Below are 23,182 nucleotides of genomic sequence, written 5' to 3'. Positions count from 1 at the left end.
AGGGCTTCACGAACCGTCTGCATGCTCCAACGGCGCGAAACCGGCTGGGGTTCCCGATCGTCTTACGGAGCTGGGGCCATCTGGCTCAGCCGCCGTAGACGTGGGGCGCGAGCGTACCGACGAACGGGAGGTTGCGGTACTTCTCGGCGTAGTCGAGACCGTAACCGACGACGAACTCGTTGGGGATGTCGAAGCCGACCCACTCGACGTCGATGGCGACCTTGGCGGCGTCCGGCTTGCGCAGCAGGGTGCACACCTTGAGCGACTCCGGCTCGCGCGAGCCGAGGTTGGACAGCAGCCAGGACAGGGTCAGGCCGGAGTCGATGATGTCCTCGACGATCAGGACGTGCCGGCCCTTGATGTCGGTGTCGAGGTCCTTGAGGATCCGCACCACGCCGGAGGACTGGGTGCCCGCGCCGTAGGACGACACGGCCATCCAGTCCATGGTGACGGGGGTGGACAGCGCCCGGGCGAGGTCGGCCATGACCATCACCGCGCCCTTGAGGACGCCGACGATCAGCAGGTCCTTGCCCGCGTACTCCGCGTCGATCTTCGCGGCGAGCTCCACGAGCTTCGCGTCGATCTCTTCCTTGGTGATGAGTACCTCTTTGAGGTCGGCACCCATGTCTTTCGCGTCCACCCGCATCACTTTCGGTCGTCCCACCAGCCACCCGTCGCCCTCCGGAGGGGGCGGGGGTTCAGCCTTGCCGAATCACCAGTCTGCCACCCTGCCGCTGGGCGACGACTTTGCCGGGGAGGTTGATGGCTCCCTGACCGCGCCAGCCGGTGATCAGCCGGTCGACTTCCTCGATGTGCCGGGCGAACAGCGAGCCGGCCGGGGCACCGGCCTCGATGGCCGCCTGGCGCAGGATGCGGCGGCGTACGGCGGGCGGCAGCGCGTAGAGCTTGGCGCACTCCAGGAGGCCCGCGGCGTCGCGTACGGAGGCCTCGGCCTGGCGGGCCCAGGCGTCGAGGGCGTCGGCGTCGTCGCGGGAGAGCTGGGCGGTGCGGGCGAGGGCCTCGACGACTCCTTTGCCGAGGGCCTTCTCCAGGGCGGGCAGGCCTTCGTGGCGCAGCCGGGAGCGCGTGTAGGCGGGGTCGGTGTTGTGCGGGTCGTCCCACACGGGCAGGGACTGGACCATGCAGGCCTTGCGGGCGGTCTGCCGGTCGAGTGCCAGGAAGGGGCGCCGGTAACGGCCGTCGGCCCCCGAGACCGCGGCCATGCCGGACAGGGAGCGGATGCCGGAGCCGCGGGCGAGGCCGAGCAGGACGGTTTCGGCCTGGTCGTCGCGGGTGTGGCCGAGCAGGACGGCGATCGCGCCGTGGCGTTCGGCCGCGGCGTCGAGGGCGGCGTAGCGGGCGTCGCGCGCGGCGGCCTCGGGTCCGCCTTCGCGGCCGACGGTCACCGCGGTGGACTCGACGGGGTCCAGGCCGAGTTCGCGCAGCCTGAGGACGACTTCCTCGGCGCGCAGGTCGGAGCCGGGCTGGAGGCCGTGGTCGACGGTGATGCCGCCGGCGCGCAGGCCGAGTTTGGGGGCCTCGAAGGCGAGGGCGGAGGCGAGGGCCATGGAGTCGGCGCCGCCGGAGCAGGCCACGAGGACGAGCGGCGCGGGCGGGCGCTCGTGCGGATGCTGCTCGGTGGAGGTGTGGTGGTCGGTGAGGAGGTCGTGGAGGACGCGGCGGACCGCCAGGCGTATCGCCGCGACCGCAGGATGGGGACCCATGTCCGGTTCCCTTCATGAAGTTTTCGGGGGGTGAGCCCCGAGGTTCGGTCACTCAGAGTGTGTAGATGGTGACAGAACCGGGGCGTTCCCCGAGCATTGCACGCCTACCCATGGCTCACGGTCCCTCGGACGGGTGATTGAAGGGGCGTTCGCCTGCCGTCGGCCGGATTCCTCTCACGACGTCCGTACGCGGTTCACGACTCGGCCTTGCGGTGCACCCGCGCGACCCAGTCCGCCGGTTTGGCGATCTCCGTCTTGGTCGGGAGGGTGTTGGGGGAGGTCCACACGCGGTTGAAGCCGTCCATGCCGACCTGGTCGACGACGGCCCGTACGAAGCGCTCGCCGTCACGGTACTGGCGGAGTTTGGCGTCGAGGCCGAGGAGCTTGCGCAGGGCCATGTCCAGGCGGGAGGCGCCCTTGGCCCGCCGCTGCTGGAACTTCTCGCGGATCTCGGCGACGCTCGGCACGACGGCCGGGCCCACTCCGTCCATGACGAAGTCGGCATGGCCCTCCAGGAGGGACATCACGGCGGTGAGGCGGCCGAGGATCTCCCGCTGGGCCGGCGTCTGCACGATCTCCACGAGCGAGCGCCCGCCGTTGTCGTCCTCCTCGCCCTCGGGCCGGCCGCCGGCCAGCGACTGGGCGGCCTCCCGGATGCGCTCCAGGACGGTCATGGGGTCGACTTCGGTCTCCCCCAGGAACGACTGGATTTCGCCCTCCAGGTGGTCGCGCAGCCAGGGCACGGCCGTGAACTGGGTGCGGTGCGTCTCCTCGTGCAGGCAGACCCACAGGCGGAAGTCGTGGGGCTGGACGTCGAGTTCGCGTTCCACGTGGACGATGTTGGGGGCGACGAGGAGGAGCCGTCCGCCGCCGTTCTCGCCGGCCGGGAGTTCGCGGGTGGCCGGGGCGAAGGTCTCGTACTGGCCGAGGACGCGGGAGGACAGGAACGACAGGAGCATGCCCAGTTCGACGCCGGTGACCTTGCCGCCGACGGCTCCGAGGACCGCGCCGCCGGGGGTGTTGCCGCGCCGCTCCTGCATCTTCTCCAGGAGGGGTTTGAGCAGCTCCCGGAACCCGGCGACGTTGGCCCGGACCCAGCCGGGGCGGTCGACGACGAGTACGGGAGTGTCGTGGACGCCCTCCGTGCCCAGGCGGGTGAAGCCCCGGACGTGTTCCTCGGAGGCCTTGGCGTGCCGGCGCAGTTCCGCGACGACGGCCCGGGCCTCGTCGCGGCTCACCTCCGGGCCCGGCCGTACGAGCCGGGTCGCGGTCGCCACCGCGAGGTTCCAGTCGACCATCTGAGAAGAAGCAGCACCACCGATGCTCGTCATGCGTCAACCGTACGTGAGCCCTCCCGCTTGGGGCAGGCCGCGCGGGAGGGCAACGCGGAGGGCGGGTCAGCCGCAGCCGCAGGCGGCCAGCGCGGAGGCGGTGCGGTCCAGCGCGCTCTGGGCGGCCTGCGGGTCGGTGGTGTCCGCGGTCAGGAACGCGAAGGCCAGCAGTCGGCCGTCCTGGTCGACGACCGTCCCGGCCAGGGTGTTGACCCCGGTCAGGGTGCCTGTCTTGGCCCGGACGACGCCTGCCGCGCCGTCGGTGTACCGGCTGGTCAGGGTGCCGGTGAAGCCGGCCACCGGGAGGCCGGTGAGGACGGGGCGCAGGTCGGGGTGGTCCGGGTCGCCGGCCTTCACCAGCAGGGAGGTCAGCAGGTTCGCGGTGAGCCGGTCGGCGCGGTCGAGTCCGCTGCCGTCGTGGAAGTCGGCGCCGGCGAGCGGGAGTCCGAGTTCGTCCAGCTGGTCGCGGATGGCGTCGCCGCCGCCCTCGAAGTCGGCGCGCTTCTTGTCCGCCACCGCGGTCCGGCGGGCGAGGGCCTCGGCGATGTCGTTGTCGCTGTTGGTCAGCATGCGTTCGACCAGGACGGACAGGGGCGGTGAGGAGACCTCGGCGAGGTCCTCGGCGCGGCCGGTGGCCTTGGAGGGGCCGGGGGCGGTGGTCTTGATGCCGTGGGACGCGAGGAACCGCGCGAAGGTGCGGGTCGCGTCGGCGGCAGGGTCGCTCACGCGGGCGGCGGGGCCGCTCGCGGAGTCGTCGGTGCGGCCCTCGTCCGCCATGAGGGCGCTGACGGGGGCGAGGTTGTCGTTGACCCCGATCGGGTGGATCTCGGGGCCCGCGTAGAGGGTCTTGTCGTAGGAGAGCGTGACGGTGGTGAGGTCGCGCTTCTTGAGGGCCGCGGCGGTCTTCGCCGCCAGCTCGCGCAGGCTCGCCCAGTTGTCGGCGTCCTTGCGGGCGGTGAGCGTGGGGTCGCCGCCGCCGACGAGGACGAGTTCCCTGGTGTCGGGTTCCAGGGCCGTGCGCGTGGTGAGGCGGTGGTCGGCGCCGAGGGCGGACAGGGCGGCGACGGCGGTGGCGATCTTCGTGGTGGAGGCGGGGGTCAGCGCGGTGGCGGCGCCCGCGCCGTAGAGCCGCTTGCCGCTGGCGACGTCCACGACGGCCGCCGTGTGGCGGGCGCCGAGGGCGGTGTCGCCGAGGAGCGGGCCGAGGACGGCGGCCAGGGCTTTCCCGGTGGGGGCGGACTTCACCGTGTTGGCGCCGGCGCCCAGTCCGGTGAGCACGGACGCGGCGCTCGGGGCGGGGCGCGGCGTGTCAGCCGTCGTACCCGAGTCGCCTTCGTGATCTGTGCCACCCGGTCGCTCCAGTGCGACCGCCCGGTCCCGCTCGGCCGTACGCTGACCCGAGGAGTCCCACGGACCGGCGGCGGTCACCACGGTGGCGGCCAGTGCCAGACCGGCGCCGGCGGCACCGGCGGTGTACTGCCAGGTCTTGACGGTCTTCGGCCTGCTCACGCCGGCAAGCCGTGTGACCTGCGGTTTCACGGCGTCGGCGGTCCGTGCGAGATACGGCCGTACGGCGCTTGTGGCCCGGGTCAGTCCTGGACGTACGGCGTCCGCGGCGCGTGCCAGACGCGGTCGTACGGCGTTCGCGACCCGCACCGCATGCGGTCTCGCGGCCCGCCAAGGCCTCAGTTCAGGCACGACCAACAGCCCCTTTCGCGATCACACACCTGCGTGAGGGACACTTAACCACCAGAACTATGTGTTGATCATGGAGGAGCCACCGGTGGAGTTCGACGTCACGATCGAGATCCCGAAGGGTTCGCGGAACAAGTACGAGGTGGACCACGAGACCGGTCGGATCCGCCTGGACCGTCGACTCTTCACCTCGACCGCCTACCCGACCGACTACGGCTTCGTCGAGAACACCCTCGGCGAGGACGGCGACCCGCTGGACGCGCTGGTCATTCTTGACGAGCCGACGTTCCCGGGCTGCCTCATCAAGTGCCGTGCGATCGGCATGTTCCGCATGACGGACGAGGCCGGCGGCGACGACAAGCTGCTGTGCGTCCCGGCGACGGACCCGCGGGTGGAGCACCTGCGTGACATCCACCACGTCTCCGAGTTCGACCGTCTGGAGATCCAGCACTTCTTCGAGGTCTACAAGGACCTGGAGCCCGGCAAGTCCGTCGAGGGCGCCGACTGGGTCGGCCGTGTGGACGCCGAGGCCGAGATCGAGCGGTCCTACAAGCGCTTCAAGGACCAGGGCGGCCACTGAGCCCCGGGTCACGGACGGGCCGTACGCGCACGCGTGCGGCCCGTTCGCATGCCCGCGCATACTGAGGCTTACGGAATGTGTCGTTCAGGGAGCGTTACGGAGTGACGGAGGCGGAGCACCGCAAGCCGCAGTCGGACGAGGCCAGGAGTTGCTACGACTCCGAGATCACGTCCGAGTTCGCCGTTCCCGACGGGCTCGCCGTGCCGAGAACCGTCGGCGGTGAGCCGGAGACCACGTCCGAGTTCGCGGTGCCGAAGGGACTGGAGGTTCCGCAGTCGTCGGCGGCGGAGCCGGAGGGGTCGGCGTTCAGCACACCGCGCACCTACAGCGCGAAGGACGCGCCGCCCGCGTTCACGCCGGCGACCGGCATCCCGGTGGTCAGTCTCACCAAGGACCTGCCCTGGCAGGACCGGATGCGCACGATGCTGCGGATGCCGGTGGCCGAGCGGCCCGCCCCGGAGCCGGTGCAGAAGTCCGAGGACGATGCAGGTCCGGCCGTCCCGCGCGTGCTCGACCTGACCCTGCGCATCGGCGAGCTGCTGCTGGCGGGCGGGGAGGGGGCCGAGGACGTGGAGGCGGCGATGTTCGCCGTGTGCCGGTCCTACGGCCTGGACCGCTGCGAGCCGAACGTCACCTTCACGCTGCTGTCGATCTCGTACCAGCCCTCGCTCGTCGAGGACCCCGTGACGGCCTCCAGGACGGTGCGGCGGCGCGGGACCGACTACACGCGCCTCGCGGCCGTTTTCCAGCTCGTGGACGACCTCAGCGACCCCGAGACGGCCATCTCCCTGGAGGAGGCCTACCGGCGGCTCGCGGAGATCCGCCGCAACCGGCACCCGTATCCGACCTGGGTGCTCACCTCGGCGAGCGGGCTGCTGGCGGGCGCGGCCTCCGTGCTGGTCGGCGGTGACCTGCTGGTGTTCGTGGCGGCCATGCTGGGCGCGATGCTGGGTGACCGGCTGGCGTGGCTGTGCGCGGGGCGCGGACTGCCGGAGTTCTACCAGTTCACTGTCGCCGCGATGCCGCCCGCCGCCATAGGGATCGCGCTGTCGCTGGCCCATGTGGACGTGAAGGCGTCCGCGGTCATCACCGGTGGGCTGTTCGCGCTGCTGCCCGGGCGGGCGCTGGTGGCGGGCGTCCAGGACGGCCTGACCGGCTTCTACATCACCGCGTCGGCCCGGCTCCTGGAGGTCATGTACTTCTTCGTGGGCATCGTCGTGGGCGTGCTGGTGATGCTCTACGTCGGGGTGCAGCTGGGGGCGCACCTCAATCCCGACGAGGCGCTGTCGACGCAGTCGCGGCCGCTGTGGCAGATCGGGGCCTCGATGCTGCTGTCGCTGACCTTCGCGGTGCTGCTCCAGCAGGAACGATCCACCGTGCTGGCCGTCACCCTGAACGGCGGCGTCGCGTGGTGCGTGTACGGGGCGATGCACTACACCGGCGAGTTCTCCCCGGTCGCCTCCACGGCCGTGGCGGCGGGCCTGGTGGGCCTGTTCGGGCAGTTGCTGTCCCGGTACCGGTTCGCCTCCGCGCTGCCGTACACGACCGCGGCCATCGGGCCCCTGCTGCCGGGTTCCGCCACGTACTTCGGGCTGTTGGCGATCGCCGGCAACCAGGTCGACGAGGGGCTCGTGTCCCTGTCGAAGGCGGCGGCCCTGGCCATGGCCATCGCCATCGGGGTGAACCTGGGGTCCGAGATCTCCCGGCTGTTCCTGAGGGTCGGCTCGGCCGGGAAGCGGCGGGCCGCCAAGAGGACGCGGGGGTTCTGACCCGCGTCCGAGGGGCGCTCAGTATCCCTGGTTGTTGTACGGGTTCTGCTGGTTCTGCTGCCCGTACTGCTGGTCCGGCCGGCCGTACTGCTGGTTGCCGTAGCCCTGCGGGTACTGCTGGGCGTAGGGCTGCTGTTGCTGCGGCTGCGGCTGCCGGCCGTAGTACTGGTCGTAGCCGTTGTGCTGCTGCTGGGGGGGCTGCTGGGCGTCGTCGGACGGGATGCGGCGGAGCTGGGTCGTCGCGTCGTCCATGGGCTGGTACGGCTGCTGGGGCGGGGTCTGCGCCGCGGCCTTCTTCTTCTTGGAGCGCTCGCGCAGGTACTCGACGATGATCGGGACCACCGAGACCAGGACGATCAGGACCAGAATCGCTTCGACGTTCTTCTTGATGACGTCGATCTGGCCGAGCCAGTAGCCGGCGAGGGTGACGCCGGTGCCCCAGGCCACGCCGCCGATGACGTTGTACGTCAGGAAGGTGCGGTACTTCATCCGGCCGGCGCCCGCCACGATGGGGGCGAAGGTCCGCACGATCGGCACGAAGCGGGCCAGGACGATGGCCTTGGGGCCGAACTTCTCCATGAACTCGTGGGCCTTGTCCAGGTTCTCCTGCTTGAAGAGCCTGGAGTTGGGGCGGCTGAACAGCCGTGGCCCGAAGAACTTGCCGATCATGTAGCCGACCTGGTCGCCGAGGACGGCGGCCGCCACGATGAGGGCGCACACCAGCCACAGGGGCTGGCTGATGAAGTTCCCCTCGGCCACGAAGAGACCCGCCGTGAACAGCAGGGAGTCACCCGGCAGGAACGCGAAGAGACCCGACTCGGCGAAGACGATCAGCAGGATTCCGGGGAGGCTGAAGGTCTCGATCAGGTAGTCGGGGCTGAGCCACTCGGGGCCGAGCGCGAGCGTGGTCACGGGATTGTGGCTCCTGCGTGTGGGGATCGGGCTGGGACTGGCTGCCCTCAAGTATCAACGCAGCCGCGGTGGCCCAGGTTCCATGGGGGTCCCCAGGATGCACTGTGCGCCGTCCGGGACAAAGCTGTGAGCCATGGGTATTGACGAATACGGCGGCGGCCAGGGGCCCCGGCCGGACGTGCTCGTGGTGACCACCAACGACGTACCCGGCCACCGGGTGCAGGAGGTGCTGGGTGAGGTCTTCGGGTTGACCGTGCGCTCCCGGCACCTCGGCAGCCAGATCGGAGCGGGGCTGAAGTCCATGGTCGGCGGCGAGCTCAAGGGGCTCACCAAGACGCTGGTGCAGACCCGCAACCAGGCCATGGAACGCCTCGTCGAGCAGGCACGCGCGCGTGGGGCGAACGCCGTGCTGATGTTCCGCTTCGACGTGACCGAGGCGGCGGACGTCGGCACGGAGGTGTGCGCCTACGGCACGGCGGTGGTCCTGACCCGGGAGTAGCCCCGGGTCAGGAGCCCTGGGCGGTGTGCCGGGCCGCGTTCGCCTTGATGGCGTCCCTGAGGTGCTCGGCGAGACCGGGGCGCATGGAGTCGTAGAACGCCTTGAAGCGCTCGTCCGACACGTACATCTCGCCCAGGCACTGGTGCATCTCGTACGGGCAGTCGTAGAACCAGCCGCAGATGTGCTGCCGGTGCTCCTCCGCCATGTCCATGGCCGCCGCGGAGTCCGGCGTGTCACCGGCGGCCATCAGGGCGCCGTAGCGCTCGCCCCAGTCGGCCGCCTCGGCCTGCATGCGCTTCCAGTCGTCCTTGGTGTAGCGCGCGGTCCGGCGCTGCGACTCGGCGTACGCCTCGGTGCCGCCCCAGCGCTGTTCCACCTCCTCGGCGTACTGCTCCGGGTCCTTGTCGCCGAAGACCTCGAAGCGTTCCTCCGGTGTCAGATCGATGCCCATCGTGCGTGCCTCCATGGCGTGCTCCACGGCCGCCGCCATCTTCTGGAGCTTCTCGATCCGTGCGGTCAGCAGCTCGTGCTGGCGGCGCAGGTGCGCGCGCGGGTCCGCGTCCGGGTCGTCCAGCAGCGCGGCGACCTCCTCGAGCGGGAAGCCGAGCTCGCGGTAGAACAGGATCTGCTGCAGCCGGTCGAGGTCCTCGTCGCCGTAGCGCCGGTGACCCGCGTGGCTGCGCTCGCCGGGCACGAGCAGGCCGATGTCGTCGTAGTGGTGCAGTGTGCGCACCGTCACACCGGCGAAGCCCGCGACCTGTCCCACGGAGTAGCTCACTTCGTCCGCTCCCTTCTCGGTACGCGCTCCACGGTGGCTCCTCACGTCGCGTGAGGTGCAAGCCAGGCACGGACACCTCCGGATGTCCCGTCCGTTATGTCCGCCTATCGTGAGCCCGTGGCCCAGGACACCGCGCAGCAGGCATCCGCCGCCCCGGCGACTCCGGTGCGCGCCCTGCTGCCGTTGATCCTCCCCGCCGTCGTCGTCGGGGTCGGCGCGAGCCTGCTGCTGGGGCGCGCTGTGGCACAGCGTCTTCGGGCCGCTGCCGGCGGCCGCGGCCGGCGCGCCGACGACCCCGCTGCCGGCCCGTCCCGGCTTCGGCCTGCGTCTGCCCGCGTTCGGTCAGCCCGGCTGGGGCGATCTGCCGGCGGTACTGGTGATCGCTTCGGCCGCCGCGCCGCCCGGCATGGCGGCCGTGCTGGCCTACCCGTACGTCCATGGCGCGTTCGCGCGGCTGCGGCACCCCGTGGTGGCGCTGCCGGTCGGCGGGCTCGTGCCGGGGCGGTGACGGGGCGGCCGCAGATGCAGTTGCGTGCGGACGGAACCCCCGTCCGCTGACCGACGTTGATCCCTTCAGGAGGCACGCCCATGCCACTGCACCAAGGGCCCGAGAAGCCCGACGAGCGCCCGATGTCCGTCAACCCCTTCTACGGCGAGGCCGATCCGGTCGGCGGGATGACCGAGGCCCCGCCCAGGCACCGGCTGCCCACCGCTCCCCTGCCGCCGTCGACCGCCTACCAGGTGGTGCACGACGAGCTGATGCTCGACGGCAACTCCCGGCTGAACCTCGCCACCTTCGTCACGACCTGGATGGAACCGCAGGCCGGGGTCCTGATGAGTGAGTGCCGGGACAAGAACATGATCGACAAGGACGAGTACCCGCGCACCGCCGAGCTGGAGCGGCGCTGTGTGGCGATGCTCGCCGACCTGTGGAACGCGCCGGACCCCTCGGCGGCGGTGGGCTGTTCGACGACGGGGTCCAGCGAGGCGTGCATGCTCGCGGGCATGGCGCTGAAGCGGCGCTGGGCGCAGCGGAACGCCGACCGGTACCCGGGTGCGCGGCCCAACCTGGTCATGGGGGTCAACGTCCAGGTGTGCTGGGAGAAGTTCTGCAACTTCTGGGAGGTGGAGGCCCGCCTGGTGCCCATGGAGGGCGACCGCTACCACCTCGACCCGCAGGCCGCGGCCGAGCTGTGCGACGAGAACACCATCGGGGTGGTGGGCATCCTCGGCTCCACCTTCGACGGCTCCTACGAGCCGATCGCGGACCTCTGCTCGGCCCTGGACGCCCTCCAGGAGCGCAGCGGCCTGGACATCCCGGTGCACGTCGACGGGGCGTCGGGGGCCATGGTGGCGCCCTTCCTCGACGAGGACCTGGTGTGGGACTTCCGGCTGCCGAGGGTGGCCTCGATCAACACCTCAGGGCACAAGTACGGGCTCGTGTACCCCGGTGTCGGCTGGGCGCTGTGGCGGGACAAGGAGTCGCTGCCCGAGGAGCTGGTGTTCCGTGTGAACTACCTGGGCGGCGACATGCCGACCTTCGCGCTGAACTTCTCCCGCCCCGGGGCGCAGGTCGTCGCGCAGTACTACACCTTCCTGCGGCTGGGCCGCGAGGGTTACCGGGCCGTGCAGCAGTCCACGCGGGACGTGGCCCGGCTCGTCGCGGACCGCGTGGAGGCGCTCGGCGACTTCCGGCTGCTGACCCGCGGCGACGAACTCCCGGTGTTCGCGTTCACGACGGCCCCGGACGTCACGGCGTACGACGTCTTCGACGTGTCCCGACGGCTGCGGGAGCGGGGCTGGCTGGTGCCGGCGTACACCTTCCCGCCGAACCGCGAGGACCTCTCGGTCCTGAGGGTGGTCTGCCGCAACGGCTTCTCGACCGACCTGGCCGACCTCTTCGTGGAGGACCTGGAACGCCTGCTGCCCGAACTGCGCCGCCAGCCGCACCCGTTCACCCGCGACAGGGGGGCGGCGACCGGCTTCCACCACTAGGACGGGATGGGGGGCACGGGCCGGAGGAAGGCGCCGGCCCACGTGGCCGCGGCCCGGCCGACCGTGTGGCGTCACGCGGGTCGGCCGCGCGCCGGGGATGCTCCGGGCGCCGTGTGCCCCCCATCACCGCCCGGCCCTGGCACCCGCACCCGATCGGGCGGACCGGCAGCAGTCGGGGTGGACGACGGACGGGCCGACCCGGGTGCCGCCGACGCCCGCCGAGCCACATGCCCCTGCCGACCGTGTGGCGGCACGCATGTCCACCTCGCCGGGGATGCTCCGGGCGCCGTCCGGCCGTGCACACCCGACCGGTCACCGCATCCCCACCCGCGGGTCGGACGACGGGCGGGCCGGTCCACCTCCCCCTCCGACGCCCGCCGAGCCACGAGGCCCCTGCCGTCCAGGCGGGGTGGGAGGGGCGCCTCTCGCCTCTGCGAAAGGCAGCCGTTCTAGCGGCTCAGGCGGGTGAACCTTCGAACCGCCAGGGGGAAGAAGACCGCCAGCAGGGCCAGCGGCCATGCCACCGCCGCCCAGACGTGGCCCGGTTCGCCGCCGGGGCCGCCCAGTTGGTCGCGGACCGCCGTCGCCGTCTGGGACATGGGGTTCCAGTCGACGACCGTGCCCAGCCAGCCGGGCATGGAGTCGGGGGTCGCGAACGCGTTGGACAGGAAGCCGACCGGCCAGACCAGGATCTGCACGGCCTGCACCATCTCCGGCTTCCCCGCGATCATCGCCAGATGGATGCCGATCCAGAGCATGGCGAAGCGGAACAGGAGCAGCAGGCCCACCGCGGCCAGGAGTCCGGTGGGACCCCCCTGGGCCCGCCAGCCGATCGCGTACCCGACACCGGTCATCGCCGCCAGGCTCAGCACGGACTGGAGCATGTCGGCGGCCGAACGTCCCACCAGGACGGCCCCGTTGGCCATCGGCATGGACCGGAAGCGGTCGATCACCCCCTTGTTGAGATCCTGCGTGACGGCAATCATGGTCGACTCCAGCCCGAACGCCATGGTCAGCGCGAGCATCCCCGGAACCAGGTAGTCGACGTAGTCCCCGTCGACACCGCGGCCGCCGCCGACGAGGTAGCCGAACATCAGCAGCAGCATCACGGGGAAGACGAGCCCGACCAGGACCCGCACCGGCTGCCGTGCCCAGTGGGCGAGTTCGCGCCGGGTCATGGTCCAGGAATCGGTCAGCGCGTACGTGCTCACACGGTCTCCTTCACTCGGTTCTCGTCACCGGTGAGGTGCAGGAACACCTCGTCCAGCGTGGGCCGGCGCAGGGCCACGTCCTCCGCCTCGATCCCGGCCGCCCCCAGGGCCCGTACGACCTCGGCGAGCGCCGCCATCCGGTCGGTGACCGGAGCGCTGAGCAGCCGGCGGTCGGCGTCCACCCGGACGCCCTCGGCGGGCACCGGCAACAGGGCGAGCGCCGCGCCCAGTTGGCCCGCGTCCCGCAGGACCACGTCGATGCGGTCGCCCCCGGTGCGTGCCTTCAGCTCGTCCGGCGTGCCGTCGGCGACGACCCGGCCCCGGTCGACCAGGGAGATCCGGTCGGCGAGCTGGTCGGCCTCCTCCAGGTACTGCGTGGTCAGCAGGACCGTCGTACCGCCGCCGACCAGGGAGCGGACCGCGGCCCAGACCTCGGCGCGGCCGCGCGGGTCGAGGCCGGTCGTGGGTTCGTCCAGGAACAGCACCTCCGGGTCGCGGACCAGGGAGGCGGCGAGGTCCAGGCGGCGCCGCATGCCGCCGCTGTAGGCGCGGACCGGCTTGCGTCCGGTGTCGGCGAGGCCGAAGCGCTCCAGGAGCTCGTCCGCACGCACGCGCGCGTGGCGGGCGCCCAGGTGGTACAGGCGGGCGAACATCTCCAGGTTCTGGCGGCCGCCGAGCTCCTCGTCGAGCGCCGCGTGCTGGCCGAGCAGGCCGATGCGCAGCCGTACGTCATAGGCGGCTCGCTCCACGTCGTGGCCCGCCACCTCGGCGCGGCCCTCGTCCGGGCGCAGCAGGGTGGACAGGACACGGACCAGGGTGGTCTTGCCCGCGCCGTTGGGGCCGAGGACGCCGTGGACGCTGCCGCGCGCGACCCTCAGGTCGAGCCCGTCCAGGGCGGCCTTGTCGCCGTACCGCTTCCGCAGGCCTTCCGCGACGATCACGTCGGTCATCGGGCACCCTCCCCAGGGATCAAGGTGTAGTCAAACTTGACTACACCTCCAAAGTAATGCCACCGATCGCACTCGTCAAACTTGATTAATCAGCGTCCCCGGGATGCGGCTCCCCGGTCGCGTACGGGTTCTCCTGGCCCTCGGCGAGGACGCCGACGAACGGGTCGCCCTCCCCCGCGAAGGTGTACGCCCCGTCCTCGATACGGGCGATGAGCCCGAGGGTCCACTCCGCCTCCGCGTCGGCCGTGTGGATCCAGAGGTTCATGATCTCGCCGATGTGCCCGAGCTGCTGCGGACCGTCCTCGGGCACGTAGTGCTCGGTGACGGCCGAGCGCCACTCCTCGATGCGCCGGACGCGCTCCTTGAGCAGCGCCACCGCCTCCGCCCGCGGCAGGTCGACCATGAACCCGATGGCCGCGGACTTGATGTCCGTCTTCTGGTCGTAGGAGGTCAGCGCCTCCCGCACCAGCCGCAGGAACTCCTCGGTGCCCTTGTCGGTGATCTCGTACTCGGTGCGCGGCGGGCCGCCGACCGTGGAGGGCGCGATCTCGTGCGCGTGCAGCAGCCCCTGCTTCGCCATCTGCTTCAGGGCGTGGTAGATCGAGCCGGGCTTGGCGTTGGACCACTCGTGCGCGCCCCAGTACTCCAGGTCGCTCCGCACCTGGTAGCCGTGGGCCCGCCCGTGCTGGCGCACCGCGCCGAGCACGAGGAGACGGATCGTTGACATGCGGTCCAGGTTATGGCTTCCTCACCGCGCGGCGAGTGCCACCAGCTCGAACGCGGTCTTCCCGTCCAGGGACTCGCGGATGATGTCGGCGTGGCCGGCGTGCCGGGCCGTCTCGCGGATCAGGTGCAGCAGCACCCAGCGCACGGAGACGCGGCCACCGGGCGGGAACCAGGGCTGGTCCGGGAGCGGGAAGGTGTCGTCGAGGCTCGGCACGGAGCGGGCGAACGCCTCCGTCCCGGCGGCCACCTCCTCCCAGTACGCCAGCTGCGACGCCACGGTCTCGGCGCCGACCAGGGCGAAGCACTCGTGCCAGTTCGACTCGTCCCGCCGCACGGTCGGTTCCGCACCCCTGGCCCGCGCGATCCAGCCCTGCTCGGTCTCGGCCACGTGCTTGACCAGGCCGGCCAGGGACAGCTCGCTCGCGCTCGGCTTCGCGCAGGCCTGCTCGTCGGTCAGCCCGAGCACTGCCCGGCGGATCCCGCCGCGCTGCTCCTCCAGGAAGGACAGAAGCGCTCCGCGCTCGTCGCCGTGCTCCTCGGCGGGAACGTGAGTGACCATGACAGCAGCCTTTCGTCGGGCTCGGGGGCCTTCCCCCCGGCACCGACGAAACTACGGGCCCTTCAGGACAGGTTCGGTCCTGAAGGGCCCGTGGTGGCCGTCGTGTGCGGGATCAGAACGGGAAGCGGCTCCGGCCGTGCTGGACCGAGATCCACTTGGTGGTGGTGAAGGAGTCCAGCATGGTGTCGCCGTTCAGGCGGCCGATGCCGGAGTGCTTCTCGCCGCCGAAGGGGACGATCGGCTCGTCGTGGACGGTGCCGTCGTTGACGTGCAACATGCCGGTGTCGATCTGCTTGGCGAAGGCGACACCGCGCTCGATGTCCGCGGTGTGGACGGCGCCGCTGAGGCCGTAGGGCGTGTCGTTGACCAGGCGGACGGCCTCCTCCTCGCCGTCGAAGGTGACGAGAAGGGCGACCGGGCCGAAGAGCTCCTGCTTGAGGAGGGGCGAGCGCGCGGGGAGGTCCGTGAGGACGGAGGGCTCGACCAGGTTGTCCGTCACGGAGCCATGGACCAGCGCGGTCGCACCGTCGGCGATCGCCTGCTCGACGGCGCTCGAAACGGCCTCCGCCTGCGAGGAGTTGATGACCGGGCCGATGACGGTGTCGGGGTCGCGCGGGTCGCCGGTCCGCAGGCTCTTCACCTTGGCGACGAACTTCTCGGTGAACTCCTCGGCGACCGTACGGTCGACCAGGACGCGGTTGGCCGCCATGCAGACCTGGCCCTGGTGGACGTACCGGCTGAAGACGGCCGCGTCGACCGCGTAGTCGATGTCGGCGTCGTCCAGGACCACCAGGGCGCTGTTGCCGCCCAGTTCGAGGACCGAGCGCTTGAAGTGGGCGGCGCAGACGGTGGCCACGTGGCGGCCGACCTTGTCGGAGCCGGTGAAGGAGATGACCTTCGGGACCGGGTGCTCCAGGAAGGCGTCGCCGATCTCGGCGATGTCGGTGATGACGACGTTGAGCAGACCGGCCGGCAGCCCCGCGTCCTCGAAGATCTTCGCGACCAGGGAGCCGCCGACGATCGGCGTGTTCTGGTGCGGCTTGAGGACCACGGCGTTGCCGAGGGCGAGCGCGGGGGCGACCGACTTGATGGACAGCAGGAAGGGGAAGTTGAAGGGGCTGATCACGCCCACGACACCGACCGGCACGCGATAGACGCGGTTCTCCTTGCCGTCCACCGGAGAGGGGATGATCCTGCCCTCGGGGCGCAGCGCCAGGTTGACCGCCTCGCGCAGGAACTCCTTGGCGAGGTGCAGCTCGAAGGCGGCCTTGAGGCGGGTGCCGCCGAGCTCCGCGATGATCGCCTCGGCGATCTCCCCCTCACGCTCCTCGATCAGCCTGAGCGCCTTCTCGAACACCGAGCGACGGGCGTAGGGGTTGGTCCCGGCCCACTTCTTCTGCGCACGGGCGGCGGCCCGGTAGGCGTCGTCGACCTCTTCGACCGTGGCTATGGTGATCGACGCCAACTTCTCGTTGTCGTACGGGTTGAAGTCGATGATGTCCCAGGAACCGGTACCCGGGCGCCACTCACCGTCGATGTACTGCTGGGCCAGGTCGGTGAAGTACGACGACATGTGATCCCCAAATCACTAGCAGACACACGATCAACGTCACGGTCTGATCACACGTCATCGTACTTGCGCGGCACGCCAGTTGGGCACGCTGAGCAATCTTATGGGGAGAACCCTAGGAGAGTTGGAGGAGACCTCGCAGCAGATCCCGGCTCTCGTCCGGGCCCGGGCTGTCCTGCTGGAGCTCCTTCATCGCCTTCTCGTACTGCGTCACGTCCTCGCGCTTGTCCAGGTAGAGCGCGCTGGTGAGCTGCTCCAGGTAGACGACGTCGGTGAGGTCGGACTCGGTGAAGCTGAGGATCGTGAAGGCGCCGCTCTCCCCGGAGTGGCCGCCGAAGCCGAACGGCATGACCTGGAGCCGTACGTTGGGGCGTTCGGAGACGTCGATCAGGTGCTGGAGCTGTCCGCGCATCACCTGGCGGTCGCCGTACGGGCGGCGCAGGGACGCCTCGTCGAGCACCACGTGGAACTCGGGCCCGTTGTCGTCGGCCAGGTACTTCTGCCGCTCCAGACGCAGCGCCACCCGCTTCTCGACGTCCGCCTCGCTCGCGCCCTTCATGCCGCGCCGCACCACTGCACGTGCATACGCCTCGGTCTGCAACAGGCCGTGGATGAACTGGACCTCGTAGACGCGGATGAGGGAGGCCGCGCCCTCCAGGCCCACATAGGTGGGGAACCAGCTCGGCAGGACGTCGGAGTAACTGTGCCACCACCCCGCGACGTTGGCCTCGCGGGCGAGGGAGAGGAGCGAGGCCCGCTCCTGCTCGTCCGTGATGCCGTACAGCGTCAACAGGTCTTCCACATCACGCGTCTTGAAGCTCACCCGGCCCAACTCCATCCGGCTGATCTTCGACTCGGACGCGCGGATCGAGTAGCCCGCCGCCTCGCGCGTGATGCCCCGTGCCTCACGCAGTCGCCTGAGTTGCGAGCCGAGCAGCATCCGCCGCACCACCGATCCGGGCTCTCCCGCGCTCACGTTCGCCAGCCTCCCCAACGTCTTCAGGGGCCGAAGTCTGCCACTAAAACACTTCGAGCAGTACTCGTCCGATTACAGATATGGAAAGAAGCTGAAGTTTCTGCACAGGGCCGAGACGGGCTATGGGGAGGAAGAGGCAAGAAACAGTGGAGAAGATGGCGGAAAAAATGGCCAACAAGCGGTACGGGTAGGGCCAATTCGGTCACGTGCACGTGCATCTGCACCTTGCATCTGCATCGCTCATCCGAAACCATGGTCCCGCGCAACCGCTGCATCGCAACGACCGCGAGTTCCCGGGAGTGCCTCGCATGGGGATGAATGGATCGACCATGCTCGAGCCGTTACGGCAGGGCCTTCCGCCGCTGGATCCCGCGGCCGTGTCCGACGCCGCCTCCTGTTCCCTGCCCGCCCGCTACGAGGCGGTGGGCGACGCACGGAGGTTCACCCGCAGAACGCTCGACCAGTGGGAACTGGGCGACCACTTCGACGACGTCTGCCTCGTCGTCTCCGAGCTGGTCACCAACGCGCTGCGGCACGCGATGCCGGCACCCGGCGTGCTCACCGGGGAGCAGGATCCGCCGGTGCGGCTGCACCTGATGCGGTGGACCGGGCGGCTGGTGTGCGCGGTGCGCGATCCCAGTCAGGACAGTCCGGTCGCGCGCGACTCCGAGGACTTCTCGGCGGAGTCGGGGCGCGGACTGTTCCTCGTCGACTCCTTCAGCGACAGCTGGGGCTGGCATCCGATGGCGGGGACGCTGGGCGGCAAGGTGGTCTGGGCGCTGTTCCGGCTGCAGCCGCACGCGGGCCCGGCCGCTTCCGCCGAGTGAGACACCGCGGCGTTTTTCGACGCCGCGGTTCTACGCGCGTTACTCCCCGCGCGATCCCCGTCGCCCCGGGTGACCCGGGGCGACGGGGATCAACCGGCGATCAGATGGTCGAACTCGCCGTCCTTGATGCCGAGGAGCATCGCCTCGATCTCCGCGCGCGTGTAGACGAGCGCGGGGCCGTCCGGGAAACGGGAGTTGCGAACCGCAACTCCCCCGTCCGGCAGGCGCGCGAACTCCACGCAGGAACCCTGCGAGTTGCTGTGTCTGCTCTTCTGCCAGGCCACCCCGCGCAGATCCGTGGCCGTCATGCCGTTGTACACGTCGAGGTCCACAGGTCGCTCCCCGGTGGTGCGGTGGCCTTGTGGCCAGTGATGCAGTAATCAACTGGTCCGGATCATAGCTCTGTTCACGTGCAGATGCATGAGCAGATGCACGTGCACGAGGGGTGTTCCCGCGGTTACAGATGTGACGTGTGAGGCACTACATACGTTCCAGCGTGTGCCCCAGTGCCCGCATCACATGCGTCCGCCAGCCCCCGTCCATGATCGTCCGGGCCATCAGCTGAGCGGGGTCGTCGGGATCAAATCCCTCGTGCTCTAGGAAGAGACGCGATCCGCGCCCTTCCTGTTCCACCTTCCATGTGAGGGTCCAGTCCGCGGAGTTGGCCGGATCGGCGTCGGTCCACCGGAGCCTGAGCATCCGCTGCGGCTCGAACGCGAGAACCTCCACCTCGACGGTGCCCGAGAAGTTCGCGTTGGGCCGCGGGACGGAGGTCAGGGTGTACCGGTGACCGACCTCGAGCCGGAACGCCTCCGACCCCTGCATCTGCCACTGCACGAGCAGCTCGGGCTCGGTGAGGGCACGCCAGACCTTGGCGGGCGGGTGCGGGAAGAACTGGTCGACGCGGATGACCGTCGGATCGTCGTCCGGTGCGCTGCTCATGTCACGTCATCATCGGGCATGCGGTCCAGGAGCGCGCCCAGGTCCTTGAGCCGGCCGCGCCAGTACCGCTCGTACGGGTGGAGCCAGTCCTGCACCTCGGCGAGCGGGGCGGCCTCCAGCCGGTAGATGCGCTGCCGGCCGGAGCGCTGCTCGGAGACGAGGCCGGCCTCGCGCAGCACCCGCAGATGCTCGGACAGGCTCGGGCGCCGCATGTCGAAGTGGTCGGCCAGGGCCTGGACGGGCTGGGGGCCGCCGTCGCGCAGCAGCCGCAGCACCTCGCGGCGCACGGCGCTCGCGAGGGCGGTGAAGACGCGGTCGGCGTCGGCCTCGGTGGTCCCGGCCCCGACGGGCCCCGGTGCGGTCATGCCGGCCTTCCTACTGGTGTGCCTCCGTCAGCAGCATCAGACCGTTGCCGTCGGGGTCCGTGAAGGAGGCCATGCGGCCCCACGGGAGCTCGTCGGGTCCCTGTACGGGAAGCCCGGCCTCCGTGAGCCGCGCACAGTCCGCGTCGACGTCGGTCGTGACCAACATGATCCCCCGGGCCGAGCCGGGCTCGAAGCCGCCCATGCCCGGGCCGGAGAGCGTGAAGACGGTCTGCGCGCCCTCGGGGGCCACCTGGAGCCAGCGGCCCTGGGGCAGGTCCCGGTCCGCGGTGACGGTCAGACCGAGGACCTCGGTGTAGAAGCGCAGGGCGCGGTCCTGGTCGGAGACGGGGAGGGTGACGAACGAGGCGTGTGTGATCGGCATGCACCGAGAATAGGTAGGAGATTCCCTACGCGTCAAGCGTAGGGAATCTCCTACCTATACGTCCTCACCTGCTGGAGTAGGGCAGCAGTGCCATCTCTCGGGCGTTCTTGACGGCGCGGGCGAGCTGGCGCTGCTGCTGGGCGGAGACGCGGGTGACGCGGCGGCTGCGGATCTTGCCGCGGTCGGAGATGAACTTCCGCAGCAGGTCGGTGTCCTTGTAGTCGATGTAGGTGATCCCGGCGGCGTCCAGCGGGTTGGGGCGGTTCTTGGCGGGCTTGCGGTCGTGCTTGCGGTCGGAGTTGCGAGGCATCAGACCTCCAGGAGGGTGTCGAAGGCGGGCGGGAGGCGCTTCCAGGCGTCGCGCCCGGCGGCGTACTCGGCGTCGGTCAGCAGGCAGGACTCCAGCAGCCGTTCGAGTCCGTCGCGGTCGAGGCCGGGCGAGGTGAAGACGAGGTGCTGGCAGCAGTCGCCGTGCTCGGGGTGCCAGTCCGTCGCGGCGGCCGCCCGGCGTACCGGCGGGACCATGTCCCAGGCGGCGTCGGGGAGCGACGCGAGCCACGGACCCGCGCTCTCCACGCACAGGGCGCCGCCGGCCGCGTCCCAGTGCAGCAGCACGTCCGGCTTGTCGGCGAGCCAGAACCGGCCGCGGCTGCGGGCGGCGGCGCAGGTGATGTCCTCCAGCGCCTCGTACAGCCGCTCCGGATGGAAGGGCCGGCGGCGGTGCCAGACGAGCGTGGCGACACCGTGCGCGTCGGCCTCGGCGGGCAGCAGGGCACAGGCGGGATGCTGGGCGGCCGCTGCGGACTCCACGTCGAATCCGGCGAGGGCGGCGCGGGCGAGGGGTGAGTGCGCAAAGTGCCGTGCCGGATGGCGGGTGCCCGCCCCGTCGGCCCGTTCGCCGCCCCGGATCGGGACCCGGTGGGCCGTCGGGTGGAGCTGGGTGAGCAGTTCGTGGTCCTCCTCGTCGGACTCCGGGGAGTCGAGGACGGCCAGGACGGGGGCGTACTCCAGTTGGCGGGCGAAGGTGTCGGCGACGGTGCGCTGGTCGGTGGCCGCTGCGGCGAGGCCGCGCTCGGCGAGGTCGTCGCCGTTGCCGAGGCAGGGAAGCACGAGTGCCGGGTCCACCGCTGTGATCACCCCGGTGACGGTGAGACCGGCGGCCGCGACCACCTCGGCCATCGCCTTGGGCTCGACGGAGTCCCACAGTTCGACCACCGCGAGGCGGAGGGTCCCGGCCGCGTCCAGGCGGCGCAGCTCCGGGACCAGGTCCTCCCGGAGCGCGCAGCAGGCGCAGTCGTTGACCAGCGGCGCCTCACCGGCGGACAGGACGCCGGTGGTGTCACGGATCGTCCGTACGACGGTGCCGGCCGCGGCTGTCGCCAGGTCGTGGTGGAGGACGACACTGCCCGGCACCTCGGCGAGGAGCTCCGCCACGGCCGCCTTGCGGGCGTCGGCGTGCAGCCCGCCGACGATCACGACGGAGAGCATCAGCCCTTCTTTCCGTACCGGCGCTCGAAGCGCTCCACCCGGCCCGCGGTGTCCAGGACCCGTGCGGTGCCGGTGTAGAAGGGGTGGCTGACGTTCGAGATCTCGACGTCCACGACGGGGTAGGTGTGGCCGTCCTCCCACTCGATCGTCTTCTCGCTCGTCATCGTCGAGCGGGTGAGGAAGGCGTGGTTCGCGGCGCGGTCCCGGAAGACGACGGGGCCGTAGGACGGGTGGATTCCGTCGCGCATGGTCAGCGCTCCTCTCGGAAGTCGACGTGGCGGCCGGCGACCGGGTCGTACTTCCGCAGGGTCATACGGTCCGGGTCGTTGCGGCGGTTCTTGCGGGTCACATAGGTGAAGCCGGTCCCGGCGGTGGACCGCAGCTTGATGACCGGGCGGAGTTCGTTGCGTGCCATGCTGCTATCTTACTGAAAATGAATTCCATTTACACAACTGCTCCGAGAGAGGTGCATCACCCGTGTCCGCCCACTGCATGCTGACCGGCGCCCGGCCCGGCTTCGGCAACCGCATCTCCCACTCCCACCGGCGCACCTCGCGCCGCTTCGACCCCAACATCCAGTCCAAGCGCTACTGGCTGCCGAGCGAGGGCCGTCACGTACGGCTGCGGCTGAGCGCGAAGGGGATCAGGACCGTCGACACGATCGGCGTCGAGGCGGCCGTCGCACGCATCCGGGCCCGGGGAGTGAAGGTCTGATGGCGAAGAAGAGCAAGATCGCGAAGAACGAGAAGCGCCAGGAGATCGTCGCGCGGTACGCGGCGCGGCGGGCCGAACTGAAGGAGATCATCCGCAGGCCGTCGTCCACGGACGCCGAACGGCTCGCGGCGCAGGAGGAGTTGCGACGACAGCCGCGGGACGCGAGCGCCACGCGCGTGCGCAACCGCGACCAGGTGGACGGGCGGCCGCGCGGCTACTTCCGGGCCTTCGGTCTGTCCCGGGTCGGCCTGCGCGAGCAGGCGCACGCGGGACATCTGCCGGGTGTCCGCAAATCGTCCTGGTAGCCCGCGCGGGCGGTGCTGGTAGCTTGCTGCGGTCATCCGGCCGACCGCTACAGCTTGGGAGCTTCCAGTGACTTCGGCGATCTTCTCGCGCACTGTGCCGGTTCGGCGGGCCGGGCTCGCGGCCGCGGGGCTGGTGGGCGCGCTCGTCCTGACCGCGTGCAGCGGCGGGGGCTCGGACGACGACGCGTCGCCCAGCGCCAGTGCGTCCGTGCCGCCGTCGGCCTCCGCCTCCCCCTCCTCCGCGGCTTCGGGCGGTACGTCGTCCTCGGCGTCCGGCGAGGTCGCGGGCAGCTGGCTGGCCACCACCGGCGGCAAGGCGGTGGCGCTCCTGGTCAACGGCGACCAGGCCGGGCTCTTCGCCACCGGCGGCACGGTGTGCAGCGGCAGCGCGAGCGCCACGGCCATCCGCCTCAAGTGCGCGGACGGCAACACCGACCGGGGCGAGGGGACGGTGGAGGCGGTGGGCAGGACCACGCTCAAGGTGAAGTGGTCCGGCAGCGTCGGCACCGAGACGTACACCCGGGCCGAGGGCGGCCGGCTGCCCAGCGGGCTGCCGACGGCGGAGTTGGGGTCGTAGCGGGGGGCTCGGGGACTCTGCGGCGGGCGTCGGGCCGTTGGGGGCGTCGGCGGGTGCAGTCGGGGCAGAGTCGTGGCATCGGTGGGCGTCGAGCCGTGGCCGAGCACTCGGCAGGCATCGGCCTCAGCCTGGATGATCGGTGGGCACCGGCCGCAGCCGACGACTACGGCGGACATCAGGCCGCAGCCGGGCACACGGTGGGTGTCGGCCGCAGCCGAGGGCGACGGCGGGGCGGGGGCGAGGGTGTCCGTCGGGGCGGCCGTAGCCGAGGGCGTCCGTGGGGGTGGGCAACCGGGGGCCCGCGGCA

Annotated in this window: 28 protein-coding genes and 1 pseudogene; 9 read left to right on the top strand and 20 right to left on the bottom strand. The window is 70.9% G+C overall.

Translation table 11 applies throughout. The features are described 5' to 3' along the window. Positions 1 to 85 precede the first annotated feature (85 nt). The 4 genes from hpt to dacB all read right to left on the bottom strand — a co-directional run bounded on the left by hpt (position 86) and on the right by dacB (position 4,759). Complete coding sequence (gene hpt / locus M2163_RS28010) at positions 86 to 646, bottom strand: hypoxanthine phosphoribosyltransferase (RefSeq protein WP_020122574.1); 561 nt, start codon at positions 644 to 646, stop codon at positions 86 to 88. Positions 647 to 698: 52 nt separating this feature from the next. Then, on the bottom strand, positions 699 to 1,724 hold the full coding sequence (tilS, locus tag M2163_RS28005) for a tRNA lysidine(34) synthetase TilS (RefSeq protein ID WP_280895367.1): 1,026 nt from the start codon (positions 1,722 to 1,724) through the stop codon (positions 699 to 701). A gap of 194 nt (positions 1,725 to 1,918) precedes the next feature. Continuing rightward, a complete protein-coding gene (locus tag M2163_RS28000) occupies positions 1,919 to 3,055 on the bottom strand; it encodes a zinc-dependent metalloprotease (RefSeq protein ID WP_280850107.1) in 1,137 nt (378 codons plus the stop codon). A 66-nt stretch (positions 3,056 to 3,121) separates the two neighbouring features. After that, complete coding sequence (gene dacB / locus M2163_RS27995; RefSeq protein ID WP_280895366.1) at positions 3,122 to 4,759, bottom strand: D-alanyl-D-alanine carboxypeptidase/D-alanyl-D-alanine-endopeptidase; 1,638 nt, start codon at positions 4,757 to 4,759, stop codon at positions 3,122 to 3,124. A 79-nt stretch (positions 4,760 to 4,838) separates the two neighbouring features. Here dacB and M2163_RS27990 point away from each other — a divergent pair, with 79 nt between their 5' ends. Both M2163_RS27990 and M2163_RS27985 read left to right on the top strand, forming a co-directional pair. Then, positions 4,839 to 5,330 (top strand): inorganic diphosphatase, encoded by a 492-nt coding sequence (locus M2163_RS27990; protein WP_007383738.1) that lies wholly within the window; start codon positions 4,839 to 4,841, stop codon positions 5,328 to 5,330. Positions 5,331 to 5,431: 101 nt separating this feature from the next. Continuing rightward, complete coding sequence (locus M2163_RS27985) at positions 5,432 to 7,099, top strand: threonine/serine exporter family protein (protein ID WP_280895365.1); 1,668 nt, start codon at positions 5,432 to 5,434, stop codon at positions 7,097 to 7,099. 18 nt (positions 7,100 to 7,117) lie between these two features. On the opposite strand, the gene M2163_RS27980 is transcribed toward M2163_RS27985, so the two are convergent. Next, positions 7,118 to 8,011 carry a VTT domain-containing protein gene (locus M2163_RS27980; RefSeq protein WP_280895364.1) on the bottom strand — a complete coding sequence of 298 codons (894 nt, stop codon included), beginning with the start codon at positions 8,009 to 8,011 and terminating at the stop codon, positions 7,118 to 7,120. Between the two features lie 133 nt (positions 8,012 to 8,144). Here M2163_RS27980 and M2163_RS27975 point away from each other — a divergent pair, with 133 nt between their 5' ends. Then, positions 8,145 to 8,510: a YbjQ family protein gene (locus M2163_RS27975; protein ID WP_280850111.1), complete on the top strand. Its 366-nt coding sequence runs from the start codon at positions 8,145 to 8,147 to the stop codon at positions 8,508 to 8,510. Between the two features lie 7 nt (positions 8,511 to 8,517). On the opposite strand, the gene M2163_RS27970 is transcribed toward M2163_RS27975, so the two are convergent. Beyond that, on the bottom strand, positions 8,518 to 9,288 hold the full coding sequence (locus tag M2163_RS27970; RefSeq protein WP_280850112.1) for a MerR family transcriptional regulator: 771 nt from the start codon (positions 9,286 to 9,288) through the stop codon (positions 8,518 to 8,520). A 232-nt stretch (positions 9,289 to 9,520) separates the two neighbouring features. Between M2163_RS27970 and M2163_RS27965 the strand changes: the two are divergent. Together M2163_RS27965 and M2163_RS27960 are read left to right on the top strand one after the other, a co-directional pair. Beyond that, positions 9,521 to 9,790 (top strand): annotated as a pseudogene (locus M2163_RS27965) (ion channel protein); the annotation flags it as partial. An 86-nt stretch (positions 9,791 to 9,876) separates the two neighbouring features. Continuing rightward, entirely contained in the window at positions 9,877 to 11,283 is a 1,407-nt protein-coding gene (locus M2163_RS27960; protein WP_280850113.1) for a glutamate decarboxylase, read from the top strand. Between the two features lie 449 nt (positions 11,284 to 11,732). On the opposite strand, the gene M2163_RS27955 is transcribed toward M2163_RS27960, so the two are convergent. The 6 genes from M2163_RS27955 to M2163_RS27930 form a co-directional block, all read right to left on the bottom strand. After that, positions 11,733 to 12,494 carry an ABC transporter permease gene (locus M2163_RS27955; RefSeq protein ID WP_280895363.1) on the bottom strand — a complete coding sequence of 254 codons (762 nt, stop codon included), beginning with the start codon at positions 12,492 to 12,494 and terminating at the stop codon, positions 11,733 to 11,735. Next, positions 12,491 to 13,444 (bottom strand): ATP-binding cassette domain-containing protein, encoded by a 954-nt coding sequence (locus M2163_RS27950; RefSeq protein WP_280895362.1) that lies wholly within the window; start codon positions 13,442 to 13,444, stop codon positions 12,491 to 12,493. Before M2163_RS27950 ends, M2163_RS27955 begins: the two co-directional genes overlap by 4 nt. An 85-nt stretch (positions 13,445 to 13,529) precedes the next feature. Next, the gene (locus tag M2163_RS27945; RefSeq protein WP_280850116.1) at positions 13,530 to 14,171 is read right to left on the bottom strand and encodes a PadR family transcriptional regulator; all 642 of its coding nucleotides are present in this window, start codon (positions 14,169 to 14,171) and stop codon (positions 13,530 to 13,532) included. 21 nt (positions 14,172 to 14,192) lie between these two features. Further along, positions 14,193 to 14,729, bottom strand: a complete 537-nt coding sequence (locus M2163_RS27940; RefSeq protein ID WP_280895361.1) for a DinB family protein — start codon at positions 14,727 to 14,729, stop codon at positions 14,193 to 14,195. A gap of 112 nt (positions 14,730 to 14,841) precedes the next feature. Continuing rightward, a complete protein-coding gene (locus M2163_RS27935) occupies positions 14,842 to 16,302 on the bottom strand; it encodes an aldehyde dehydrogenase family protein (protein ID WP_280895360.1) in 1,461 nt (486 codons plus the stop codon). Between the two features lie 112 nt (positions 16,303 to 16,414). Continuing rightward, positions 16,415 to 17,239, bottom strand: a complete 825-nt coding sequence (locus tag M2163_RS27930; RefSeq protein ID WP_280854128.1) for a helix-turn-helix transcriptional regulator — start codon at positions 17,237 to 17,239, stop codon at positions 16,415 to 16,417. A 365-nt stretch (positions 17,240 to 17,604) separates the two neighbouring features. Between M2163_RS27930 and M2163_RS27925 the strand changes: the two genes are divergently transcribed. Next, complete coding sequence (locus M2163_RS27925) at positions 17,605 to 18,102, top strand: ATP-binding protein (RefSeq protein ID WP_280850119.1); 498 nt, start codon at positions 17,605 to 17,607, stop codon at positions 18,100 to 18,102. Positions 18,103 to 18,191: 89 nt separating this feature from the next. On the opposite strand, the gene M2163_RS27920 is transcribed toward M2163_RS27925, so the two are convergent. The 8 genes from M2163_RS27920 to rpmG all read right to left on the bottom strand — a co-directional run bounded on the left by M2163_RS27920 (position 18,192) and on the right by rpmG (position 21,694). Next, complete coding sequence (locus tag M2163_RS27920) at positions 18,192 to 18,434, bottom strand: DUF397 domain-containing protein (RefSeq protein WP_031042736.1); 243 nt, start codon at positions 18,432 to 18,434, stop codon at positions 18,192 to 18,194. Positions 18,435 to 18,582: 148 nt separating this feature from the next. After that, positions 18,583 to 19,044: an SRPBCC domain-containing protein gene (locus M2163_RS27915; RefSeq protein WP_280850120.1), complete on the bottom strand. Its 462-nt coding sequence runs from the start codon at positions 19,042 to 19,044 to the stop codon at positions 18,583 to 18,585. Beyond that, positions 19,041 to 19,409 (bottom strand): metalloregulator ArsR/SmtB family transcription factor, encoded by a 369-nt coding sequence (locus M2163_RS27910; protein WP_280850121.1) that lies wholly within the window; start codon positions 19,407 to 19,409, stop codon positions 19,041 to 19,043. The genes M2163_RS27915 and M2163_RS27910 overlap by 4 nt, the downstream gene beginning before the upstream one ends. A gap of 10 nt (positions 19,410 to 19,419) precedes the next feature. Beyond that, the gene (locus M2163_RS27905; protein WP_280895359.1) at positions 19,420 to 19,791 is read right to left on the bottom strand and encodes a VOC family protein; all 372 of its coding nucleotides are present in this window, start codon (positions 19,789 to 19,791) and stop codon (positions 19,420 to 19,422) included. A gap of 64 nt (positions 19,792 to 19,855) precedes the next feature. Further along, positions 19,856 to 20,101: a 30S ribosomal protein S18 gene (gene rpsR, locus M2163_RS27900; RefSeq protein WP_280850123.1), complete on the bottom strand. Its 246-nt coding sequence runs from the start codon at positions 20,099 to 20,101 to the stop codon at positions 19,856 to 19,858. Continuing rightward, the gene (locus M2163_RS27895; protein ID WP_280850124.1) at positions 20,101 to 21,279 is read right to left on the bottom strand and encodes a GTP-binding protein; all 1,179 of its coding nucleotides are present in this window, start codon (positions 21,277 to 21,279) and stop codon (positions 20,101 to 20,103) included. Before M2163_RS27895 ends, rpsR begins: the two co-directional genes overlap by 1 nt. Next, entirely contained in the window at positions 21,279 to 21,527 is a 249-nt protein-coding gene (locus M2163_RS27890) for a type B 50S ribosomal protein L31 (protein ID WP_280850125.1), read from the bottom strand. The genes M2163_RS27895 and M2163_RS27890 overlap by 1 nt, the downstream gene beginning before the upstream one ends. Positions 21,528 to 21,529: 2 nt before the next feature. Further along, positions 21,530 to 21,694, bottom strand: a complete 165-nt coding sequence (gene rpmG / locus M2163_RS27885) for a 50S ribosomal protein L33 (RefSeq protein ID WP_015658813.1) — start codon at positions 21,692 to 21,694, stop codon at positions 21,530 to 21,532. 62 nt (positions 21,695 to 21,756) lie between these two features. On the opposite strand from rpmG, the gene rpmB reads away from it, so the two are divergent. From rpmB to M2163_RS27870, 3 genes are all read left to right on the top strand, one after another. Continuing rightward, entirely contained in the window at positions 21,757 to 21,993 is a 237-nt protein-coding gene (rpmB, locus tag M2163_RS27880; protein ID WP_280895358.1) for a 50S ribosomal protein L28, read from the top strand. After that, positions 21,993 to 22,298: a 30S ribosomal protein S14 gene (gene rpsN / locus M2163_RS27875; RefSeq protein ID WP_280850128.1), complete on the top strand. Its 306-nt coding sequence runs from the start codon at positions 21,993 to 21,995 to the stop codon at positions 22,296 to 22,298. The genes rpmB and rpsN overlap by 1 nt, the downstream gene beginning before the upstream one ends. Positions 22,299 to 22,365: 67 nt before the next feature. Beyond that, a complete protein-coding gene (locus M2163_RS27870) occupies positions 22,366 to 22,875 on the top strand; it encodes a hypothetical protein (protein WP_280895357.1) in 510 nt (169 codons plus the stop codon). Positions 22,876 to 23,182 lie beyond the last annotated feature (307 nt).

This window comes from Streptomyces sp. SAI-135 (assembly GCF_029893805.1).
Taxonomy (GTDB): Bacteria; Actinomycetota; Actinomycetes; order Streptomycetales; family Streptomycetaceae; genus Streptomyces.
This window is presented reverse-complemented; position numbering and strand designations above follow the sequence as displayed.

What these genes read in the sequence shown, in the direction of transcription:
- M2163_RS27910 (WP_280850121.1), bottom strand. Translation starts at nt 19,409, where the DNA reads ATGACCGCACCGGGGCCCGTCGGGGCCGGGACCACCGAGGCCGACGCC.
- M2163_RS28000 (WP_280850107.1), bottom strand. Translation starts at nt 3,055, where the DNA reads ATGACGAGCATCGGTGGTGCTGCTTCTTCTCAGATGGTCGACTGGAAC.
- M2163_RS27960 (WP_280850113.1), top strand. Translation starts at nt 9,877, where the DNA reads ATGCCACTGCACCAAGGGCCCGAGAAGCCCGACGAGCGCCCGATGTCC.
- M2163_RS27940 (WP_280895361.1), bottom strand. Translation starts at nt 14,729, where the DNA reads ATGGTCACTCACGTTCCCGCCGAGGAGCACGGCGACGAGCGCGGAGCG.
- M2163_RS27890 (WP_280850125.1), bottom strand. Translation starts at nt 21,527, where the DNA reads ATGCGCGACGGAATCCACCCGTCCTACGGCCCCGTCGTCTTCCGGGAC.
- M2163_RS27915 (WP_280850120.1), bottom strand. Translation starts at nt 19,044, where the DNA reads ATGAGCAGCGCACCGGACGACGATCCGACGGTCATCCGCGTCGACCAG.
- M2163_RS27945 (WP_280850116.1), bottom strand. Translation starts at nt 14,171, where the DNA reads ATGTCAACGATCCGTCTCCTCGTGCTCGGCGCGGTGCGCCAGCACGGG.
- M2163_RS27935 (WP_280895360.1), bottom strand. Translation starts at nt 16,302, where the DNA reads ATGTCGTCGTACTTCACCGACCTGGCCCAGCAGTACATCGACGGTGAG.
- M2163_RS27975 (WP_280850111.1), top strand. Translation starts at nt 8,145, where the DNA reads ATGGGTATTGACGAATACGGCGGCGGCCAGGGGCCCCGGCCGGACGTG.
- M2163_RS27930 (WP_280854128.1), bottom strand. Translation starts at nt 17,239, where the DNA reads ATGCTGCTCGGCTCGCAACTCAGGCGACTGCGTGAGGCACGGGGCATC.
- rpmG (WP_015658813.1), bottom strand. Translation starts at nt 21,694, where the DNA reads ATGGCACGCAACGAACTCCGCCCGGTCATCAAGCTGCGGTCCACCGCC.
- tilS (WP_280895367.1), bottom strand. Translation starts at nt 1,724, where the DNA reads ATGGGTCCCCATCCTGCGGTCGCGGCGATACGCCTGGCGGTCCGCCGC.
- M2163_RS27905 (WP_280895359.1), bottom strand. Translation starts at nt 19,791, where the DNA reads ATGCCGATCACACACGCCTCGTTCGTCACCCTCCCCGTCTCCGACCAG.
- M2163_RS27895 (WP_280850124.1), bottom strand. Translation starts at nt 21,279, where the DNA reads ATGCTCTCCGTCGTGATCGTCGGCGGGCTGCACGCCGACGCCCGCAAG.
- hpt (WP_020122574.1), bottom strand. Translation starts at nt 646, where the DNA reads ATGCGGGTGGACGCGAAAGACATGGGTGCCGACCTCAAAGAGGTACTC.
- rpsN (WP_280850128.1), top strand. Translation starts at nt 21,993, where the DNA reads ATGGCGAAGAAGAGCAAGATCGCGAAGAACGAGAAGCGCCAGGAGATC.
- rpsR (WP_280850123.1), bottom strand. Translation starts at nt 20,101, where the DNA reads ATGCCTCGCAACTCCGACCGCAAGCACGACCGCAAGCCCGCCAAGAAC.
- M2163_RS27950 (WP_280895362.1), bottom strand. Translation starts at nt 13,444, where the DNA reads ATGACCGACGTGATCGTCGCGGAAGGCCTGCGGAAGCGGTACGGCGAC.
- M2163_RS27925 (WP_280850119.1), top strand. Translation starts at nt 17,605, where the DNA reads ATGCTCGAGCCGTTACGGCAGGGCCTTCCGCCGCTGGATCCCGCGGCC.